Below are 18624 nucleotides of genomic sequence, written 5' to 3' on the forward strand. Positions count from 1 at the left end.
GTTATGGCTTCACCAAGGCGTTGCCGTCAATCCACTTTTCGAGCACTTTGTGTCCCTTGTAACGCACCAAAAAACGCCCGTCACCGAAGGTATCATCGCCCAGTGGTTTCCAGTCCAGCAGCGTGACTTTATCGCCTTTAATAATGTACATCTTGGTTGGCGCAGGTGAGTCCGCCGCTTCATACAAGTGCGTCTTCTCCACTTCGATGGTGGCGGTCGCATCGGGTAAATCGGCATCCGCACGGGCATCTTCTTCACCGCTGACAACGATCTTATGCCCGGTGACTTTGCCTTGCGGGTTTTTGAATGTCAGGTATTCCCACGCGCCTTCATTGGCGGAAAGCATTTCCCACTCAACCGCAGGGTATAACGCCCCCTTTGCATTGATCTGGTACTTGGTGGTGTACCACTTGGGGCCGCTACGCTGCGAGGAAGTCAGCACCTTTTTACCACTATCCAAGGCCGGATTGCTGATAGGCTCGGGGTATTGTTGGAATTTCCCAGTTGCCTTGTCCCACAAATGCAAAGTGTAGAAAATATTCACACCGCCGTAACCAATGGCGTCTTGGATAGCTACATCCTGCGCCCCATCAAAATTAAAATCGCCGACTTGCGCCACTGGGAAGCGGGTCGCTTCTTCACCTTCCAACGGCTCAATTTCACCCAAATCTTGCACCTTGCCAGCCAACAAGGTAGCACTCAGTTTATTTTCGTTTACATTAATGGTCGTTTGTTGGACGTTTACAATGGTAAAGCTAAACGGAAAAGCCGTTTGCTCTTGCATATCGTCTGCCCAAGCCATATTCACTGCCAGCAACCCTGCACTAGCCAATAGTGTTAGGTGTTTCATCTTACGCTCCTCTCTTTGTTGGTTTTCACAAGCATAGCACCATCCCACTCACGGGATTTTATTGTTACAATGCCCGCAACTAATTCATAACAATAAAGGCAACGCATCATGCAACTAAAAGATTACCTGCGCATCCTCGCCGCCCGTGATGGCTCTGACTTATACCTGACGGCTGACGCTCCCCCTGCCGGTAAGTTCCAAGGCAGTTTGAAAGCCCTCGACAAGATCAAAATGACCCCAGAAATGCTCCACGAGATGGCTTACGCGCTCATGGATAAGGAACAGCAACAGCAATTCGCGCAAAAGCCGGAAATGAACCTTGCCATCAGCGAAGAAGGCATCGGCCGTTTCCGCGTCAATATTTTCAAACAACGCCACAAGATTGCGATGGTAATCCGCAACATCAAAACCGAAATCCCCGATGCCGACAAGCTCGGCCTGCCGGAAGTGCTGAAAAAGGTGATCATGGAAAAGCGCGGGCTGATTTTGTTCGTGGGTGGTACGGGTTCGGGCAAATCCACCTCGCTGGCGGCACTGATTGACCACCGCAACCGCAATGCCGATGGGCATATCATTACGATTGAGGATCCGATCGAATACGTGCATCCGCATAAGAAATCCATCGTCAACCAACGCGAAGTCGGTGTGGATACCGACAGCTACGAAGATGCGCTGAAAAACACCCTGCGCCAAGCCCCCGACGTAATCCTGATTGGTGAAATCCGTGCCCAAGAGACGATGGAACACGCGCTGGCCTTTGCTGAAACCGGGCATTTATGCCTTTCCACCCTGCACGCCAACAGCGCCAACCAAGCGCTTGACCGCATCATCAACTTTTTCCCCGAAGAACGCCGCCACCAATTGCTGATGGATTTATCGCTCAATATCAAAGCCTTCGTCTCGCAACGCCTGATCCCCACCGTCGACGGTAAGCGCGTTGCCGCCATCGAAATCCTGCTCGGCACGCCGATGATCCGCGACCTCATTTTAAAAGGTGACATCCACGCCATCAAAGAAATCATGGAAAAATCGGAAGAACAAGGGATGCAAACTTTCGACAGCCACCTTTACAAACTCTATACCGCAGGGCGCATATCGCTGGAAGAAGCCTTACGCAACGCCGATTCCGCCAGCAACCTCAAACTCAAGATTAACCTATCGGCAGGAATGCAAAAACCGCAAGCCAATACTACTTCCGGCAGTAACCCCGCCCACGATTTCATGGCATCACTATCGCTCGAACCCAAACCAGAAGAAAAAACGGAGGAAGCCCTGTGAGAATACTCACCTTGCTCATGTCTTTTGTGTTGATGGTAAGTTGCCAAGCGGATGAACCCAGCGCCCCGCCAACACCGCCCGCCCCTGCACAAGCAGCCACGCAGGGTATCTACAAATGTACCTTACCCAATGGGACGACCCTCTATTCAGACACACATTGCAACCCGCAGGAACAAGTCATTCCCCTGAACCAATTACGCCCAATGAGCGCAGCACCAACGACCGCCCCCCCGGAGAAAGCACCGCCCCCGGCCCGCCCCCAAAACCGATGAGCACCACCGTCCGCCAGACAGCCACGCAATCAATACCCGTTACGATAACCTCAGCAGGGAAATCAACAGCCTGTTTGAGTACAGCGAAAAAGCCCAACTTAGTCGCGAATTGTTGATCTTGGAAAAAGACCGCAGCAATGCCTTATCCATGACGGAGGAGGTCAAGCAATCCCACGACATCAATACCCGTTTTGACAACATGGCACGGGAAATCCGCGCCCATAACAAAAGCAAGGCACTTGCCCATCAATTACTCGAACTGGAAAGGATGCGAAACCAAGCACTTTACACTTATTGACCACGAACACACCATTCATCCAAATAATAGCCCGTTTGCGCCATGCCACTATCAGGCTCTCCTATACTCAAGACACGATTGATTATGCGAGGGAAAACGACATGCATTCACGTAAAGAAGTGGCTGAGCTATTCAAAGTCATCATCGAAAACAAGGACATGAATATCTTCCAGAAGAAAATCCTGTTGAATGAAGTGCGCAAGCTCAAGTCGCCAGACGAAGACCGCTGGGTTTACCGCACGGTAGTTTGGGTATTGGGCGCAGTGGCACTGGGGACAGTGGCTTACCCATTTTTCAGCGCAGGTGCTGAAATCCCATCCGGCTTACTGGCTATCGGTTCCGCCGCAATGGGCGCACTGGCAGGGTATTTGACCCCCAATAATACGAAAGCACGTGCAGAACCGGAAATGCCACCACCGCCGCCAAGCCATAACCAAGAGCCACCTGCGCCACCCGCAGAATAGGTTGTTACGGAAAAAGAGGGCATGGTTGCCCACACCCTCTTTTGGTTTTTAGGCGAAGGTATCTGACATCAGGTTGCTGAACCACTTGAGCATTTCTTCATGGTTCTTGGCGTTGATACCGCTGGATTCCGTCACGCCGTTGCCAGTTGGCAGCATTGTGCCGGATGCTGAGTCGTAACGGTAAACCACCGACAGCCAAGAAGCAGTCTTGTTGGTAATCGGCGTGTAACAAGCTGAGTTGGTCATTGGCGACGGGTTAACCGCCTCACCGCGCAACAAATGCACAATGGCATCCGCACACACTTTGGCTTCGGCATTGGCAACATGCCCAGCTTTTGGCTGGGTGGTCGCGGCAGCATCGCCGATGATGTGGATGTTAGGTACGGTGTTAGACTCGTAGCTCAGCACGTTCACCCCAGCCCAACGCCCACCAGCACTCGCCAGCAAGGGGTTATCCGTAATGATCTTGCCTGCCTTGTGGGGTGGGATGGCGTTGATGACCTTACCCTTGAAACTGCCCGCACTGGTATTCACCATCCCTGTATTGGCATCAATGCTGGTGATCGCAGCACTCGGGACGTAAGTGATGTTCTTGTGAATATTCTTAAAGGCATTGGTGAAGTTTTCCACTTCCGCTTGGATACCGGGGTTGGCATCCAATACCACCACTTTCGCACCCTTGGTTTTTGCCGTGCGCGTCAGATAATCCGCCACCACGCAAGCACGCTCATACGGCCCCGGCGGGCAACGATAAGGCTTTGCCGGAATCGTCAGGATGAAAGTATCCGTCTTGGTCATCGCCTTGATCTGGGTTTGCAGGGAAGTGGTTTGCGCCCCCGCTTGCCAAGCATGTACCACTTTCGCCTGTGCTGCTGCCGTACCGGACATCGGCAGGGCATCAAACGCAATCCCCGGCGCAATCACCAAACGGTCGTAAGGCAACTTGCTGCCATCATTCAGCAGCACTTGCTGCCCGGTCGGGTCAATCGCTACCACGGATTTGGTGATGAGTTTAACGCCGTACTTGCTGGTCAGTGTGCCGTACTTGTACGTCAACTGGGTTAAAGTACGCTCACCCGTCAGGACTTTGTTGCTGAAGATGTTGGAAATATAGCTTGGGTTGGGTTCAACCAAAGTGACTTGCACACCTGTCCCGCCCCACAAACGCAAGTATTTGGCGACAGTCGTACCCGCCATGCCACCACCAATTACCACAACCCGACCGTTCGCACCCGTATTACCCGGCATAGTCACGCTGCCTGCGGCAAGGACATTACCGAACGGAGCCATCATACCCACAGCAGCACCAGCGCTCAGGTAGTGTAAAAAATCTCTGCGTTGCATGTTGTGCCCCTTATTTTGGTTGTTTGGCGAAGTAGTCGGCGATCAAGTCGATCTCCGCAGGTGTGTAAGCTAGCGCGTGAACATTCATGATGTCGCCGCGTGGATTACTTTTGAGGCTCATTTCCAGCAATTCCCCGGAAATTTCACGGGCGCTCTGCCCCGCCAGATGCTCCAGACCGTAACCGTCCGTGCCGTGGCACTGGAAGCAGTTGGCAGCAAGTGTACGTCCGGGGTGGTTCAATGTTGCGGGGCCAGCCATTACCACAGCAGGCAGGGATATTGCCAACAGTAACAATCCCCCAGCCAATTTTGTTTCAGTTTTCATCACCATCATCTCCCTAGCTATCAAACGGCTCACCCATGCCGGGTAAGTTGTTGCTTTATCACTTAATGATAGTATGGGAATTTATTCCCAAATAATCACTTTGTCAAAGCAAGGATAGCGCTATAGGAGGAATGTCCTATTACTGCCTATTCATCGCTGGCATCCTCCAGCTTAACCCGCAGTGCCAACAATCTGCCGTTACTGCGTTTAGCTTTCAACTCAACTTTCACACCATAAAGCTGCGAGATGTCTAGCGCAAAGGAACCCGATGCTTCCCTTTCATCCAACCACAAGGTAGCACTGTTGATCGCCACTGTTTCGTTCTGGTCTCCCGCCAACACAAAAGTGTTTGCCCCCACGTCAACGCTGCTGACCGTACCTTCACGTTCGATAATTGGCTGACTGGCTGACTGCTTGATCGACACTTCATCCGCCACTAAAACACCTTGCGCATTGACCGTGCCATCCACTTCAACCAGCGCATCAACCGACAAATCGTTGACAGTGCCATCTTCAAACTGCGTTTGGACATTGGTGGTGATCGACTGTCCATTGACTGTGAAGTTGGTGGCTGAGTTGAAGTACGTGATCATGCCTTCAATCTCAACTTCCGTACCTTCGCTGAAGTGCTGGTATTGCTCTTGCAACGTTACTTCCGAAGCCATCAAAACACCCGCTTGCAGTGCTTGTGTGCTTTTCACTTCCAGATATTGTCCATTGCTAGGTACGCCAGCACTTAACAACGCACCTGTGTAATTCACTGTCAGGTTGCCGATCTTGAAAGTCTGGTTGGATATGTTCACATTGAGTGCCGTGCCGTAAATTTCCAAGTTGGGGTTGGTGGTGGACGTCAAGCTGGAAGCGGTAATATCACCGTTCGCGCCTCTAACACCGGATACTTCAACAATTTTACCTGCCGTCAAATCCGTCAGTATTGTGAAACCGTGGAATACAGTCAGCGCATTGGTACGGACAGTTTGTCCCATGATTTCAAGGCTTACCCCATCGGCGGAAACGGTTGTTACCGGGCCTTCCAACACATTGTTGAATACCAATTCGGTTGCCGTACCCGTAACGCCATCGGGGTTAACCTTACCTTTGACGGTGACGTATTCGCCAACGTGGTATTCCGTCCGATCACGGTAAACAGGCATACCATCACGGGTGAAAGTTGCCGTTCCCGTGTCGTATTCCACCCCATTCACAAACACGCTACCGAAGGCGGTGATGACGCCAGTCGATATGCCCGTTCCGCCAATGCCGCCTTCTGCCAACATTAAAGCCGCTTGGAAACAAGCGCTCAGCAACGGGGCAGCCAACAACATCAACAAGAAGTTTTTAAGCCTCATCGGGCAATTCCTCGGTATTCGGATTGTTCAGTACGGCAGGCACAGGCTCTTCAAAGTAGTAGATACCCACACCTGCCCGCATCCGCCCACTTCCGTCGATAGCGGTATTGCTGTCGCGGTCACGTTGGGAAAGCCATTCGTTAAATTTAATGAGCAAATCCAGCCCATCCTTGTTCACCATTGACTTGAATTCCGGCAGCACCTCAAGTGGCAGGTTGTCATAGCTGACCTTGCGTTGGAAACGCAGTTCCGGGCGGGGTGCGCTAAGGTTATGGTCAATGGTGGAAATCAGTAGGGAAACATCGGTTCCCAGAATAGCGAGCTTTTCAGCTTCATTTTCGTGCGGGATGTAAGCGGCAGTCAGTAACTGCACCGTGCCATCCTCATTGTGCAACACAGCATCCACCCGCTCCATTTCATGCAACATAGCGCGGTAAGGCATATCGCCGCTGTAACGGTTGACGAGTTGCTCGAAGCTGCCCTGTTCACCGCGTAAGGGCAAGCGGGCTGGTTGTCCATCGGCATCCAGAAATTCACGGTCATGCATCCATCCACCCAATACCCGCACTGAACGGTTATAACGCCCGGTCGGGGTATATTCCTCGGTTTTGGATAAACGCAGTTGGGCTACATCTTTGCGGGTCAAGCCCGTAGCAATGGCAATGCGTGAAGTGGTAGCACGTTCGCCCGCCGCTTCCAAAACCTCTTCCGACACTTCCACGTAGATTTGTTTCGCCACTTGGCTTAATTCGCCCACGGACACGCCTTTGCGGTGCAGGATGCGCACCAACGGCTTAAGAATTCGGCAAAGGGCAGTGTGAAGGCTGGTTTTCATACTGGGAATGTTTTCCCAAAAGCGGGAGCAAGTCAAATTAATTCTGAAAATCCCTTACCCTTTTGCAGGTAAGGGGTTATAAAATCACCGTTTATTTCGCCAAACCCTTTTGTGCTTCTGCCAATGCCTGCTTAATTTCCTGCTTACGGCCTGCATCCGCCACCTGACGCCCCGCACGCGCTGGTGCATTTAAGGCAGTATTCAAATACGTGACTGCCTCATCGTAACGTTTGGCTTGCAGCAGAAAATCACCGTAGAAATAGTTGGCATCAATCCCATTCGGGTTGATTTTCAACGCGGCTTTCAAGTGTTCTTCGGCTTTGGCATCATCACCAAATGCCACAGGCCAACCGGGCACTTGGTAATACAAGGAACCCAGCGATGCTTGGGCAGAACCCTCCAGCGCGGTCGGGTCAAGTTGCAGGGATTTTTCAAACAGGGCTTTGGCTTGCTTGACCGTACCCAAAGCAGACATGCCTTTCACAATCCCCGCATCCGTTGCCAGAATAATGCCTTGCCAAATCATTGGCTCGGCGCTGTTGGGGTTCGCGGCAACCGTTTGTGCTGCCGTTTCTTCCAGCGCATGGATGGCTTGCAGTTGGGCATCTTTGCCGGAAACTTGGTATTTGATCCGCGCCCATTCTTGTTGCAAACCCGTCACATCAGCACTAGCGGCTTGGGCAAAAGTCGGGATGGTTGCGGCTGCCATCAGGCACAGGCTCAGCAGGGTTTTGGTAAATGTCATAGTCATCGCTCCGTAATAATTACATTTTGTAAGATTCAATAATTTCATCAGCAATATCACGCTTTCCCACCAATGCACGGTCAATTAAGCCCGGCAACAAGGCATTTAGGCGCATGAAAAAGCTTTCTGGCTGACCAATCGCCACGTTCTTGCGCTTGTGCACGATGGCATCGACGATGATCTTGGCAACCGCTTCCGGTTCGTCATTCACGACCTTGGTACGGCGGTGCAATTCCTCAATCGCGGCGTTGTTCAGCGGGGTTTTGACAGCACGCGGGGAAACGTGGGTAACGCTAATGCCTTTGCCCGCATATTCGCGCCGCAGGGCTTCGGAAAAACCTTTCAAACCGGCTTTGGTGGCGGAATACGTGACGAAATGCGGGAATGCCAGCGAGCCGAACACCGAACCGATGTTTACAATCTGCCCTTCCCCGCGTTCTAACATGCCGGGGATGACCGCTTGCGCCAAACGTATCGGCACTTCAAGGTTGACGATCAGCATGGTGCTGAGGTGCGCGGCCTTTTGTTCGGGAAAATGCCCGAAGTACATCAACCCTGCCAAATTGATCAGGATGTCGACGCGGTGCAAACGCAAGGTTTCGCACAAGGCATCCAATTCATCGGTATCCGCCAGATTGGTGACGCGGGTATTTTCGCCCGCCGTGCGGTCGATGATGGTCACTTGCGCACCCTGCATCCGTAACATGGAGGCCAGTAACGTGCCGATACCGCCATTGCCGCCGGTAAGCACGACCTGTTTCCCTTTAAGCGGCATGGTGTACCTCCCCTTCCATCGGGATGCTGCGCAGCACATTGGCAAACAGGTGGAACGTATTGCGGGCAACCTCAATGATCGCCGCTTGGTCTACCGTATCATCCACTTGGTTAACCAGCTTGCGGAAAAATTCCATGTGGCTGATGTCCAGCGTGCCGTGCGACTGTAAATAGGTGAAAGCACTCGCGGGCAAACCTAAGGCAAGCTGGATGGTATTCGCCCCCTGGGTCGCCAACTGGATGGAAGTGCTTTCCAGCATGAACACCATGCCCAGAAACCCCACCGGATTGTGGCGGTTGAGGTAGTCGTAGTTGTAAGCCACCAGCACTTGCGTTTCGAGATGGGGGATGGAATGGCGGGCAGCTTCCTTGTCGCCACCTGCGGCCTCGATGTCATTCAGAATCCATTCCTCGTGGCCTTTTTCTTCGTCGATGTATTCGGCAATCACGTTGTGCAGCCATTTCTTTTCTTCTGGCACACGCAAGCCCATTGCCATCAGGAAACGGATAGTGTGCTTGACGTGGTGGTAGGCTTGCGTCAGATAAGCGATATAGGTTTCCACACTGATTTCGCCGCGCATGGCGCTGATCAATTGCGGCACGGTGTGCAGCGCCTGACGTTCATTTTCAGTGGCTTGGACGAGTTGCTCGTAAAAATTCATGCTTGTATTCCTTCACAAATTAAGTGGTGATATTGCTTGGCGATGGCCTCCCGACGCGGGCGACCAGTGCCAGTTAACATACCTGCCGCTACCGTAAAAGGGGCAATGGCGTGGAACACCCCCACGCGGGCATAGGCGGGTAAACCTTCATTGACACGCCGCACGGCAGCATCCAAATCAGCTTGCACAGTCAGCGGGACAAGTAAGGCAGTCAAATACGGTTGCGCATCCCCGAACACCACCGCTTGGGCGATTTCGGGTTGGCTGAGTAAGGCGCTTTCCACCCATTCCGGCGAGACATTGCGTCCGAACGAAGTGATCAGCAGGTTTTTCTTGCGGCCTGAAATGTGTAGAAATCCGTCGGTATCCACATAGCCAAGGTCGCCCGTGGCAAACGTGCCGTGCTGGGGTGCACCCAAATAGCCGAGGAAGGCGGGGTTGTGGATGAGGATTTCCCCATCCTCACAGGACAGTTCGATGTGCGGCAGCACTTTGCCCACCGCACCAATCAAAGCACTGGCGGGCGTATTCAAAGCAACCACGGACGCGCATTCGCTCAAGCCATAGCCCTCGTAGACCGGCAAGCCCAGCGCTTGCGCTTGCAACAGCAGTTCCGGCGCAACTTTGGAACCACCCACCGCAAAAAACTTCAGGTCTGGCAACCTGACCCCAACTTGCATCAGCGTGTAGGCCAAACCCCGCAGCAGTTCTGGCACGAGAATCGCCGAGCTGATCTTATGCAGCACCATCTTCAAGGCCAGTTGCTGGAAGTCCGGCTGGAAGGGGTTGCCCATCCCAATCTGCGCAAGGCCATACAGGTGGCAAGTCGCGCCTGCCAGTAAAGCCGAATACACACCCGCCACGTTTTCCAGCAAGATCGCCAATGGCAGGATCGAAAGGTGATCTGCCGCATGGTCAGCACCAATCACCGCGACCAGACTTTGTGCGACCTGTTCCAAACCTTGCTGTGACAGGCACACACCTTTGGGCGTACCTGTTGTCCCGGAAGTAAAGGTGATTTTGCTTGTGCCTTGCGGCAAATCCACCGTGTCTGCCAATCCGGTGGCAACCAAACCTTGCGCAGTCACGAGGTGGTCAATGCCAGCACTACGGATAACGTGTTCCGTTTGCTGTTGGGTAAAAAAAGCAGGCAACGGCACACAGACAATGCCTGCGGCTACCGTCGCCAAATCCCACAGAACCCAGTCCGCACTGTTATCTAATTGAATACCAATAACACGGCACTGGCTGCCTTTAAGCTCCGCTGTTTTTTGTGTAATACGGGGGAGTAAGTCAGCGTAGGTGATTTGCTGATCACCATCGAGCAAGGCAATACGTTCTGACAGGTTATGCGCATGTTGCCCCAGCATTTCCAGCAACATACTCATGAAAGTTTCCCCGTGTGGTAGCGCAAGGGCATTTGGTTTTCGTACACCGAACCCAAGGTACGTTGCAGGCTTTCCACACCGTGCTGTACCGAACCAGTCAGGACACAGGGGTGCGTGGCGTAATAGCTGCCCCAATCATCACTATCCGCTTGTAACTGTGTTTGGGCAGCGTCGCACACTTTCTGCGGCTGCAAACCCAGCACTTTCAGGTGACGGTACAAATCGTGCGTCCCTGTTACCACGGTGTACTGGATTTGCTTGAAAGCCAAATAGGAGGCTAATGCGGCATACAAAAACACCGACGCACCACTGCCCATTGATGCCAAGCTACCGATTTCCACAATGTCGCGGCGCGTCACTGGCTTGCCATACAGCGCGGAAAGTTCCTGCTCAATCGGTGTCGCGGTGTATTGCTCCAGAAACAACGGATTTTCAGCGGCATAACGGAAACCTGCTGCCGCCAAGATTTCCCCGGCTTCGTTGCTGACACTGATCAGGTAGGGGTAATGGATGCTGATGTCCGCGTGATAGGCATCGCAGAACACACCTTTAATGAAGGTTTCCACCTTCTGCCGGTCAGGGCCGATGCTGCCGGTTATATCAATGACCTTAGGGCTGATATGGCTGATTTTTGCAACCCGACGACTTTGGAAGCTCAGCTTGGCAGTCGCCCGGTCGTTCTCGCGTAGGTATAAAGACAACATCAGGTTTGTTCCTTTCAAACGGTGACGAATTTCATTTTTGGGAATTTATTCCCAAATTTTGCAAACAGCAAGTGAACAAACGTTAACGGAAGTCCCTATCAGGCAGATGTCATAGGAAATGGCAGACGAACAGGCGCGGCAAAGCCGGGAGGCAAAGCAATATCGGAGGAATCACTAACGGGGGGGCAAACGGTGGGGATAGCGGGCAAGAAAACGGGGGCATGACGCTCACACCCCCGTGTTAGTTGGTTAAGCGAAGGTGTCTGACATCAGGTTACTGAACCACTTGAGCATTTCCTCATGGTTCTTGGCATTGATGCCGCTGGATTCCGTCACGCCATTGCCGGTTGGCAGCATTGTGCCAGTCACAGGGTCGTAGCGGTAAACCACCGACAACCAAGAAGCGGTTTTATTGGTAATTGGCGTATAACAAGCTGAGTTGGTCATTGGCGACGGGTTAACCGCTTCACCACGCAACAAATGCACAATAGCATCTGCACACACTTTGGCTTCGGCATTGGCAACGTGCCCTGCTTTTGGCTGGGTGGTCGCGGCAGCGTCGCCGATAATGTGGATTTTAGGTACGGTGTTAGACTCGTAACTCAGCACATTCACCCCAGCCCAACGTCCACCTGCACTTGCCAGCAAAGGGTTGTCGGTAATAATCTTGCCTGCCTTGTGCGGTGGGATGGCATTAACCACCTTACCCTTGAACGCGCCCGCGCTGGTATTGACCGTGCCAGTATCGGCATCAATGTTGGTGATCGCAGCACTCGGGACGTAAGTGATGTTCTTGTGAATGTTATTGAAGGCATTGGTGAAGTTTTCCACTTCTGCTTGGATACCGGGATTAGCATCCAACACTACCACTTTCGCACCCTTGGTTTTTGCCGTGCGCGTCAGGTAATCCGCCACCACGCAAGCACGCTCATACGGCCCCGGCGGGCAGCGGTAAGGTTTCGCCGGAATCGTCAGGATGAAAGTATCAGCCTTGGTCATGGCCTTGATCTGGGATTGCAAGGACGTGGTTTGCGCCCCTGCTTGCCAAGCATGTACGACTTTCGCTTGATTAGCGGCAGTACCGGATAAGGGCAAAGCATCAAAGGCAATCCCCGGTGCAATCACCAAACGGTCGTAAGGCAGTTTGCTGCCATCGTTGAGCATCACTTGCTGCCCCGTTGGGTCAATCGCCACCACGGATTTAGTGACAAGCTTGACGCCGTACTTGCTGGTCAGTGTGCCGTACTTGTACGTCAACTGGGTTAAAGTACGCTCACCCGTCAGGACTTTGTTGCTGAAAATGTTGGAAATATAGCTTGGGTTTGGCTCAACCAGCGTGACTTGCACACCTGTCCCACCCCACAAGCGCAAGTATTTGGCGACAGTCGTACCCGCCATGCCACCACCAATTACCACAACCCTGCCGTTCGCACCCGTATTACCCGGCATAGTCACGCTGCCTGCGGCAAGGACATTACCGAACGGAGCCATCATACCCACAGCAGCACCAGCGCTCAGGTAGTGTAAAAAATCTCTGCGTTGCATGTTGTGCCCCTTATTTTGGTTGTTTGGCGAAGTAGTCGGCGATCAAGTCGATCTCCGCAGGCGTGTAGGCTAGCGCGTGAACATTCATGATGTCGCCGCGTGGATTACTTTTGAGGCTCATTTCCAGCAGTTCGCCGGAAATTTCACGGGCACTCTGTCCCGCCAGATGCTCCAGACCGTAACCGTCCGTGCCGTGGCACTGAAAGCAGTTGGCAGCAAGCGTGCGTCCGGGGTGGTTGAGGGTAGCTGGGCCTGCGTAGGCCGAGGCAGGCAACAGCAATGCAGCCGCTGCGATAACTAACAATCGTTTCATTGGTTTGATCTCCCTTGCGTAGATAGAAGCTGCAAGCTTATTGGGGACATTACTTGCTTGCATCGGGCATATCATACAATGAATTAATTTTGCGAATAGTCAAACCATATAAGACGTTTGCCCCATGTGGTTGTTTTTCAATCAAACCACCTCACATGCCACGTTCAAAGCTTGCCAGATGCTCATAAAGTGGCTTCAAGGAAATTTCTGTCCCAATTTGAATGCCATCCGAATAATCAAAGGGATTATCCAAGTCCTTGATCAACAAAATCATGTAGAACACTAAAAACGTAATAAGCAAGGTGAAAAAGAGCGACATATAGAATGGTGTGATTTTAATGCTTATCAGCCCACAAGCAATCATAAACCCCATTGTTTCCACAATCGCATAAGCGGAGCCAACAAAATTTGTATTCCTGATGGTATCAATCCTCAAGACCATCCGCCGCAGGTTGTTTTGCTCGTTCTTCAGCTTGATGATGTAGTTAGCTTGGATACCCTCTTGATCAAACAAAACGAAAAAATCATTCATGTTACTAATTTTCTTAAGGATTTCCTGCGTTTCTTCTTTTTTATGAAACCAGTCCAGCAACACTGACGAAAATGACTGTTGGTATTCCATAAATTGGCTTGCCGCAGCCAATGGCTTGATTTTACAGATGGTATAAGTATCATCAAGCAGTGTTTTCATGGATGCCGACAACTCGCTGGGTATCTTTTCACTTTCCTTATAGTCCGACAAAACCCCTGCGATAAGGAAACCTATCAGGAAAATCGTGCCCGCAACCAAACTGGTGAATAGCGCATTCAAGTCCATCACTTCCAGCTCAAACTGATGGGCAAGGAATTTTGCTATCGTGACCAAAATAATAATAGGCATTACTTTGAAAGTGATTAACCATTTTTTCAGAAACCTTTTTATGGGCTTTTTCGCCATCATCTGCTCTGCCACCATGCTCCAGCATACCTCGCATTTTCACCAAACAATTACGCCATCACCAATATCATTTTCGATTAACTCATCAACAACAACGTTCCGTAGCGACCTATTGTAGCCAAAAAACCATTAATTGCTGGAAATCAGCGCAATAGAAATGTAACCGTAACACCCAAGCCCTGCCCGTCGCTGCCCGCCCCGACCTGCACAGTAGCCTGATGAATCTCGGCAATGCGTTGCACGATGGAAAGCCCCAAACCGCTGCCACTGGCGGACGTACCCAAGGGGCGGTAAAAGCGTTGGGTAATTTTCGCCAATTCTTCAGCAGGCAAACCAGCACCGTTGTCACTGATACGGATGCAAGGTTTTCCCTGTATGCGGGTAATGTCGACCTGCACCAGCGTCCCCGCCGGGGTGTAACGCACCGCATTATCCAGCAGGTTACGCAGCATCACCTGCAACAAGGCGGGCAAACCTTGTACCGTAATTTCCTCACCATCCAGCAATTCCAAGCGGATACCAGCTTCCAGTGCCTGCGGGACAATCTCGGCGATAACACCAGCCGCCAACGTGCGTAAGGGGCACGGTTGTAAGTTGGCGGTATCGGCACTTTCCAGCCGTGCCAGCGTCAGCAATTGCCCGATCAGGTGGGTAGCGCGGTTGCAGCCTTGGATGGCATTGTCCAGCGCGTGATTGCGCCCCGCCGCATCGCTTGCACCTTGCGCCACTTGGACTTGCGCTTTGATCCCCGCAATCGGGGTGCGTAACTCATGGGCAGCATCGGCGGTGAAACGGCGTTCGTTTTCGATCAGCTTGCCAGTGCGGGCGAACAGGTGGTTGAGGCGTTCAATCAGAGGCATGACTTCACGCGGGGCAGTAACGTTCAGCGGGGCAAGGTTATCCGGTTGGCGGCTGGCGACCGCTTGTGTCAGGCTGACCAGTGGGCGCAGGCTGGCAGCAACTACCCACCACAACAATACCGCCAGTAACGGCAAGGCCAGCAGGAGCGGCAGCAATAGGTTACTGGTAATTTCACGCGCCAATTCCCCGCGCATATCGGTTAACTCTGCGACATGGATCAGTAATTCACCGGAACGATCCCACGTGCTGAATACCCGCCACTGCTGCCCCTCAATCACCGTATCGCTAAACCCCTGCTCTTTTCCACCCAGAGGCACAGAAGGGGCATTGGCAGAATGCAGCTTGAGCTCATCCCCACCTTCCCAGATTTGGAAGGCTACCCGCCGCGAATATTTATGTAACAACGGCGCGTGTTCGCCCTCGTCGTCATCCAGTTCGTGTGCCGACTGCGCCACCAGCAAAGTAGATGCCTGCGCCAAATGCGCATCCAGCACTTCGTTGAGTTCGTGTTGGGCATCGTAATAAGTGAAAGCCGCCGCGCCGCCCCATACCAAAACGACTACTCCCAAGACCAACAGCAGCAAGCGTTGTTTGAGTGACATCTCAGACCACCTTGTCGCGGGGGATCAGGTAACCCACGCCACGGATGGTTTCAATCAGGCTGGGGTAAAGTTTGCGCCGCAGGTGGTGGATGTGGACTTCCACGGTGTTGCTTTCGACTTCCTGCCCCCACGCATAGAGCTTGTCTTCCAATTGGGCGCGGGAAAGTACCCTGCCAACATTTAGCATCAATGCCTGCAACACGGTGAATTCACGGCTGGAAAGGTCAACGGGTGCGCCTTGGTAGTTGACGCAATGCCCAGCGGGGTCAAGTTCCACCGCGCCCACTTGCAATACCGGGGCAGCAAAACCACTGGCACGGCGGATCAATGCCCGCAAACGCGCAGACAATTCGCCCATATCAAACGGCTTGACCAGATAATCATCCGCCCCGGTATCCAAGCCCTGAATGCGGTCTTCCACAGTATCGCGGGCGGTGAGGATGAGTACGGGTAAGGTGGATTGACGTTGGCGCAAGCGCTGCAACACTTCCAAACCGGACAAACGCGGCAAGCCCAAATCCAGCACCACGGCGGCGTAAGGTTCCGCGAGCAGTGCATGATCGGCTTGCACACCGTCACGCACCCAATCCACCGCATGACCGGACTGTTTCAAACCCGCTTGGATCGCATCGCCCAGCAGGGCATCGTCTTCCACCACCAATATGCGCATAACGCCCCTAGCTTCCTAGCAATTGGATGCTCCAGAACACCAAAAACCCACCGAACAATACCAGTGTGGCAACCGGCTTTTCTTCCACTTCATGCGCTTCGATCAGCAACTCTTCCGTCACCAAATACAGTAAAGCCGCCGCACTGAATGCCAACGCTCCTGCAATCACGGTATTGGATGCACCCGACAACAAGAGGTTGCCCAACACCGCGCACACCAGCACGGTAACACCCAATGCACCGGAAATTGCCACGATGCGCCAGCCCTTGGTGCTTTCCGAAGTTAATGCTAGCCCCAAGAACAGCAGTTCCACCGACAAGCCCAACGCCAAAATCATGCCGGTTTCACCACCAGCGGCGAAGCCTGCACCGATGATAAAACCATCCACCGCGATGTCGATGAAGGTGGCAATCAGCAAGCCCCAATCCAAGCCGCCCACACTGACAGGCTGACTTTCTTCCAAATGCATTGTCCACAGCTTCATGCCGTACATGAACAGGCTACCCAAGGCAAACGCACCGATCAGGACTGGGCCGTAGGCATGTTCACGCCCGATTTCCGGCAACAATTCCACTGCCAGCGCCGCCAACACCACGCCCGCCGCAAAATGCTGGATCAGGCTGCGGGTCTGGTGACTGGGATGCCAGAACATTGCCAAAACGCCGCCGCCCAGCGCCACCAACGCCGGGATCAGCATGATCGAAAATTCCGTCAGGCTCATAGAATTCCTAAGTAAATGATCAAGAAGGCAACGCTCAGCAATGCCATCACGACACCCAACCAAGCGTAAGCACGCGGGATACTAACCGCATTTGCCGCCTGCTTATATCCGGTAAACATCGCACGCACCAGATTCTCCTTGTGCAACACGCTGCTGACCAGCACCCCGGCGACGTGCACGACCACCACCGCCAACATCAGGTTAGCTGAAATTTCGTGCAATTCCTCAAACAAGTCTTCGTCGCCGAGTTCCCAGTATAGCAATACCCCGCTCGTACCAAGCAGCAAACCCAGCGCCAGCAGCAGGAAAATTGCCACCCCACCCGCCGGGTTATGCCCGACATGATGTTCCGGTTGCGGGCTGAACAAGGAGCGCACGTAGCCCACCACCGCCGATGGTTTATACAGGAATGAACCGAAACGGGCGTAAGCCGTACCCGCAAAGCCCCACACCAAGCGGAAGCCAATCATCCCCAGCATCAGGTAGCCAAGCGCTACGTGGATGTCGCGGTAACGCTCAGATTCCGCCGTCAGGTACGCGCCCGCAAACGACAGCGCTAGCGTCCAGTGGAACACCCGCGTGGGAACATCCCACACCAATACACGTTGCAACATGGCTATACCTCCTTACTTTGGAATGCGAACGCTGTCTTCGTCAAAATTACCTTTGTCCGCACCTGTGTGGCACGCCATGCAATTGGAGGCACTTTTAACCGACTCCCGTTTCCAGGTAGCGGCGGATATTTCATCGTGTTCACCCTTGAACCAGCCCGTTTCAGTGATGCGTAACACAGGCTTTGCGCCGCTATCCGCTTTACGTGCCGGAGCAGCATTCTGCTCAAGGAATGGCAGGATTTCCGCAACCGTTTTTTCATCCAAACTGGCATCGGTATCGAAATGCTTGTCCAATGTACCCATCATTTCCTTCCACGAAGCCGCAGGTAACAAACCGGGCGGGTATGCCATGTGGCAAGCACTGCATTCGGCCTGAAACGTCGTATTGGTAGCCGTCATGAGCATACGGCCTTCGCCCTGTTCATTGCGCTCGCCGCGTTCACCACGTTCGTGTTCGTCATCATCACCGAATGCCTGCATAGCACCGAAACCGGACAGCAGCAACACCGCCAAACCAAACGCAACGGTGGATTTTTTTGCCTTAAACAACATGCTCATTTCCTCACTTAACTGCCATCAGGTAGGTCAATACATCGCCTTTTTCCAGCGAAGTGCAGGTGCGGTCAAGCACATCACCGCAGTTACGCTTGAACCACTTTTCCACCTTTTTCGGGTCGGTGAAACGCTCGGCATTGGCAGAAGTCGCCATCGGGTCAATCGGCTTGTCAGTTTTGGCGTGTTTGCCCGCATTCGCAGGGTTCTCTGTATGGCAAGAAGCACAACTCCAGTCATTACCATGCGTATTTTTGAAAAACAGCTCGCCGCGTGCTGCATCAAAGGTTTGGAAAGCGGGGTCTTCGGTCTTTGCTTGCGTGGCAAAACCGTCGAGGATTTCCTGCGGGGTTTCAGCAAAAGCGGAAACGCTGGCAAAGACGGCGCTGAGGGCTAATGCCAGCACTAAACGTTGGGTGGTTAACATGGATAATCTCCTTAGTATGTTGTGACAGGTGCAGCTTGCGCTACCAACCTTAAAAGCTGCTTAAGCAAGCACACTTTCTCACCTACCACATTGG

23 protein-coding genes are annotated in these 18624 nt (G+C 52.8%); 4 read left to right on the top strand and 19 right to left on the bottom strand.

Features of this window, described 5'->3' with window-relative positions; all coding sequences use genetic code 11:
• Position 1: 1 nt before the first annotated feature.
• Positions 2 to 850, bottom strand: a complete 849-nt coding sequence (locus tag PHE17_RS13065; RefSeq protein WP_301016313.1) for a hypothetical protein — start codon at positions 848 to 850, stop codon at positions 2 to 4.
• A gap of 108 nt (positions 851 to 958) precedes the next feature.
• On the opposite strand from PHE17_RS13065, the gene PHE17_RS13070 reads away from it, so the two are divergent.
• The 4 genes from PHE17_RS13070 to PHE17_RS13080 all read left to right on the top strand — a co-directional run bounded on the left by PHE17_RS13070 (position 959) and on the right by PHE17_RS13080 (position 3162).
• Entirely contained in the window at positions 959 to 2128 is a 1170-nt protein-coding gene (locus tag PHE17_RS13070; RefSeq protein ID WP_301016314.1) for a PilT/PilU family type 4a pilus ATPase, read from the top strand.
• Positions 2129 to 2160: 32 nt separating this feature from the next.
• Positions 2161 to 2400 carry a DUF4124 domain-containing protein gene (locus PHE17_RS21705; RefSeq protein WP_363320116.1) on the top strand — a complete coding sequence of 80 codons (240 nt, stop codon included), beginning with the start codon at positions 2161 to 2163 and terminating at the stop codon, positions 2398 to 2400.
• 118 nt (positions 2401 to 2518) lie between these two features.
• Positions 2519 to 2698, top strand: a complete 180-nt coding sequence (locus PHE17_RS13075) for a hypothetical protein (protein WP_301016315.1) — start codon at positions 2519 to 2521, stop codon at positions 2696 to 2698.
• A gap of 101 nt (positions 2699 to 2799) precedes the next feature.
• On the top strand, positions 2800 to 3162 hold the full coding sequence (locus tag PHE17_RS13080) for a hypothetical protein (RefSeq protein WP_301016316.1): 363 nt from the start codon (positions 2800 to 2802) through the stop codon (positions 3160 to 3162).
• Between the two features lie 48 nt (positions 3163 to 3210).
• Here PHE17_RS13080 and PHE17_RS13085 read toward each other — a convergent pair whose 3' ends face one another.
• From PHE17_RS13085 to PHE17_RS13170, 18 genes are all read right to left on the bottom strand, one after another.
• Positions 3211 to 4506, bottom strand: coding sequence for an FAD/NAD(P)-binding oxidoreductase (locus PHE17_RS13085; RefSeq protein WP_301016317.1), 1296 nt, complete (start codon positions 4504 to 4506; stop codon positions 3211 to 3213).
• A 10-nt stretch (positions 4507 to 4516) separates the two neighbouring features.
• Positions 4517 to 4831 carry a cytochrome c class I gene (locus PHE17_RS13090; RefSeq protein ID WP_301016318.1) on the bottom strand — a complete coding sequence of 105 codons (315 nt, stop codon included), beginning with the start codon at positions 4829 to 4831 and terminating at the stop codon, positions 4517 to 4519.
• Positions 4832 to 4977: 146 nt separating this feature from the next.
• Positions 4978 to 6180: a DUF5666 domain-containing protein gene (locus tag PHE17_RS13095; RefSeq protein WP_301016320.1), complete on the bottom strand. Its 1203-nt coding sequence runs from the start codon at positions 6178 to 6180 to the stop codon at positions 4978 to 4980.
• Positions 6170 to 7015 carry a DUF6502 family protein gene (locus PHE17_RS13100; RefSeq protein ID WP_301016321.1) on the bottom strand — a complete coding sequence of 282 codons (846 nt, stop codon included), beginning with the start codon at positions 7013 to 7015 and terminating at the stop codon, positions 6170 to 6172. Before PHE17_RS13100 ends, PHE17_RS13095 begins: the two co-directional genes overlap by 11 nt.
• Positions 7016 to 7106: 91 nt before the next feature.
• Positions 7107 to 7760, bottom strand: a complete 654-nt coding sequence (locus PHE17_RS13105) for a tetratricopeptide repeat protein (RefSeq protein ID WP_301016322.1) — start codon at positions 7758 to 7760, stop codon at positions 7107 to 7109.
• Between the two features lie 19 nt (positions 7761 to 7779).
• A complete protein-coding gene (locus PHE17_RS13110; protein WP_301016323.1) occupies positions 7780 to 8535 on the bottom strand; it encodes an SDR family NAD(P)-dependent oxidoreductase in 756 nt (251 codons plus the stop codon).
• Positions 8525 to 9196 (bottom strand): iron-containing redox enzyme family protein, encoded by a 672-nt coding sequence (locus tag PHE17_RS13115; RefSeq protein WP_301016324.1) that lies wholly within the window; start codon positions 9194 to 9196, stop codon positions 8525 to 8527. Before PHE17_RS13115 ends, PHE17_RS13110 begins: the two co-directional genes overlap by 11 nt.
• A complete protein-coding gene (locus PHE17_RS13120; protein WP_301016325.1) occupies positions 9193 to 10584 on the bottom strand; it encodes an AMP-binding protein in 1392 nt (463 codons plus the stop codon). Before PHE17_RS13120 ends, PHE17_RS13115 begins: the two co-directional genes overlap by 4 nt.
• Complete coding sequence (locus PHE17_RS13125; RefSeq protein WP_301016326.1) at positions 10581 to 11288, bottom strand: thermostable hemolysin; 708 nt, start codon at positions 11286 to 11288, stop codon at positions 10581 to 10583. Before PHE17_RS13125 ends, PHE17_RS13120 begins: the two co-directional genes overlap by 4 nt.
• 249 nt (positions 11289 to 11537) lie before the next feature.
• Positions 11538 to 12833, bottom strand: coding sequence for an FAD/NAD(P)-binding oxidoreductase (locus PHE17_RS13130; protein WP_301016327.1), 1296 nt, complete (start codon positions 12831 to 12833; stop codon positions 11538 to 11540).
• A gap of 10 nt (positions 12834 to 12843) precedes the next feature.
• Positions 12844 to 13146, bottom strand: a complete 303-nt coding sequence (locus PHE17_RS13135; RefSeq protein WP_301016328.1) for a cytochrome c class I — start codon at positions 13144 to 13146, stop codon at positions 12844 to 12846.
• Positions 13147 to 13297: 151 nt separating this feature from the next.
• Complete coding sequence (locus PHE17_RS13140; RefSeq protein WP_301016329.1) at positions 13298 to 14101, bottom strand: hypothetical protein; 804 nt, start codon at positions 14099 to 14101, stop codon at positions 13298 to 13300.
• Positions 14102 to 14226: 125 nt separating this feature from the next.
• Complete coding sequence (locus tag PHE17_RS13145) at positions 14227 to 15546, bottom strand: ATP-binding protein (protein WP_301016330.1); 1320 nt, start codon at positions 15544 to 15546, stop codon at positions 14227 to 14229.
• A gap of 1 nt (position 15547) precedes the next feature.
• Positions 15548 to 16216, bottom strand: a complete 669-nt coding sequence (locus PHE17_RS13150) for a response regulator transcription factor (protein ID WP_301016331.1) — start codon at positions 16214 to 16216, stop codon at positions 15548 to 15550.
• Positions 16217 to 16223: 7 nt separating this feature from the next.
• Complete coding sequence (locus PHE17_RS13155; RefSeq protein WP_301016332.1) at positions 16224 to 16937, bottom strand: zinc permease; 714 nt, start codon at positions 16935 to 16937, stop codon at positions 16224 to 16226.
• Complete coding sequence (locus PHE17_RS13160; protein ID WP_301016333.1) at positions 16934 to 17551, bottom strand: cytochrome b/b6 domain-containing protein; 618 nt, start codon at positions 17549 to 17551, stop codon at positions 16934 to 16936. The genes PHE17_RS13155 and PHE17_RS13160 overlap by 4 nt, the downstream gene beginning before the upstream one ends.
• A 12-nt stretch (positions 17552 to 17563) precedes the next feature.
• A complete protein-coding gene (locus tag PHE17_RS13165) occupies positions 17564 to 18103 on the bottom strand; it encodes a diheme cytochrome c (protein ID WP_301016334.1) in 540 nt (179 codons plus the stop codon).
• A gap of 10 nt (positions 18104 to 18113) precedes the next feature.
• A complete protein-coding gene (locus PHE17_RS13170; protein WP_301016335.1) occupies positions 18114 to 18530 on the bottom strand; it encodes a DUF1924 domain-containing protein in 417 nt (138 codons plus the stop codon).
• Between the last annotated feature and the right edge of the window lie 94 nt (positions 18531 to 18624).

The organism is Thiothrix sp. (genome assembly GCF_028714775.1).
GTDB lineage: Bacteria > Pseudomonadota > Gammaproteobacteria > Thiotrichales > Thiotrichaceae > Thiothrix.

What these genes read in the sequence shown, in the direction of transcription:
- PHE17_RS13065 (WP_301016313.1), bottom strand. Translation starts at nt 850, where the DNA reads ATGAAACACCTAACACTATTGGCTAGTGCAGGGTTGCTGGCAGTGAAT.
- PHE17_RS13070 (WP_301016314.1), top strand. Translation starts at nt 959, where the DNA reads ATGCAACTAAAAGATTACCTGCGCATCCTCGCCGCCCGTGATGGCTCT.
- PHE17_RS21705 (WP_363320116.1), top strand. Translation starts at nt 2,161, where the DNA reads ATGGTAAGTTGCCAAGCGGATGAACCCAGCGCCCCGCCAACACCGCCC.
- PHE17_RS13080 (WP_301016316.1), top strand. Translation starts at nt 2,800, where the DNA reads ATGCATTCACGTAAAGAAGTGGCTGAGCTATTCAAAGTCATCATCGAA.
- PHE17_RS13085 (WP_301016317.1), bottom strand. Translation starts at nt 4,506, where the DNA reads ATGCAACGCAGAGATTTTTTACACTACCTGAGCGCTGGTGCTGCTGTG.
- PHE17_RS13090 (WP_301016318.1), bottom strand. Translation starts at nt 4,831, where the DNA reads ATGAAAACTGAAACAAAATTGGCTGGGGGATTGTTACTGTTGGCAATA.
- PHE17_RS13095 (WP_301016320.1), bottom strand. Translation starts at nt 6,180, where the DNA reads ATGAGGCTTAAAAACTTCTTGTTGATGTTGTTGGCTGCCCCGTTGCTG.
- PHE17_RS13100 (WP_301016321.1), bottom strand. Translation starts at nt 7,015, where the DNA reads ATGAAAACCAGCCTTCACACTGCCCTTTGCCGAATTCTTAAGCCGTTG.
- PHE17_RS13105 (WP_301016322.1), bottom strand. Translation starts at nt 7,760, where the DNA reads ATGACATTTACCAAAACCCTGCTGAGCCTGTGCCTGATGGCAGCCGCA.
- PHE17_RS13110 (WP_301016323.1), bottom strand. Translation starts at nt 8,535, where the DNA reads ATGCCGCTTAAAGGGAAACAGGTCGTGCTTACCGGCGGCAATGGCGGT.
- PHE17_RS13115 (WP_301016324.1), bottom strand. Translation starts at nt 9,196, where the DNA reads ATGAATTTTTACGAGCAACTCGTCCAAGCCACTGAAAATGAACGTCAG.
- PHE17_RS13120 (WP_301016325.1), bottom strand. Translation starts at nt 10,584, where the DNA reads ATGAGTATGTTGCTGGAAATGCTGGGGCAACATGCGCATAACCTGTCA.
- PHE17_RS13125 (WP_301016326.1), bottom strand. Translation starts at nt 11,288, where the DNA reads ATGTTGTCTTTATACCTACGCGAGAACGACCGGGCGACTGCCAAGCTG.
- PHE17_RS13130 (WP_301016327.1), bottom strand. Translation starts at nt 12,833, where the DNA reads ATGCAACGCAGAGATTTTTTACACTACCTGAGCGCTGGTGCTGCTGTG.
- PHE17_RS13135 (WP_301016328.1), bottom strand. Translation starts at nt 13,146, where the DNA reads ATGAAACGATTGTTAGTTATCGCAGCGGCTGCATTGCTGTTGCCTGCC.
- PHE17_RS13140 (WP_301016329.1), bottom strand. Translation starts at nt 14,101, where the DNA reads ATGGTGGCAGAGCAGATGATGGCGAAAAAGCCCATAAAAAGGTTTCTG.
- PHE17_RS13145 (WP_301016330.1), bottom strand. Translation starts at nt 15,546, where the DNA reads ATGTCACTCAAACAACGCTTGCTGCTGTTGGTCTTGGGAGTAGTCGTT.
- PHE17_RS13150 (WP_301016331.1), bottom strand. Translation starts at nt 16,216, where the DNA reads ATGCGCATATTGGTGGTGGAAGACGATGCCCTGCTGGGCGATGCGATC.
- PHE17_RS13155 (WP_301016332.1), bottom strand. Translation starts at nt 16,937, where the DNA reads ATGAGCCTGACGGAATTTTCGATCATGCTGATCCCGGCGTTGGTGGCG.
- PHE17_RS13160 (WP_301016333.1), bottom strand. Translation starts at nt 17,551, where the DNA reads ATGTTGCAACGTGTATTGGTGTGGGATGTTCCCACGCGGGTGTTCCAC.
- PHE17_RS13165 (WP_301016334.1), bottom strand. Translation starts at nt 18,103, where the DNA reads ATGTTGTTTAAGGCAAAAAAATCCACCGTTGCGTTTGGTTTGGCGGTG.
- PHE17_RS13170 (WP_301016335.1), bottom strand. Translation starts at nt 18,530, where the DNA reads ATGTTAACCACCCAACGTTTAGTGCTGGCATTAGCCCTCAGCGCCGTC.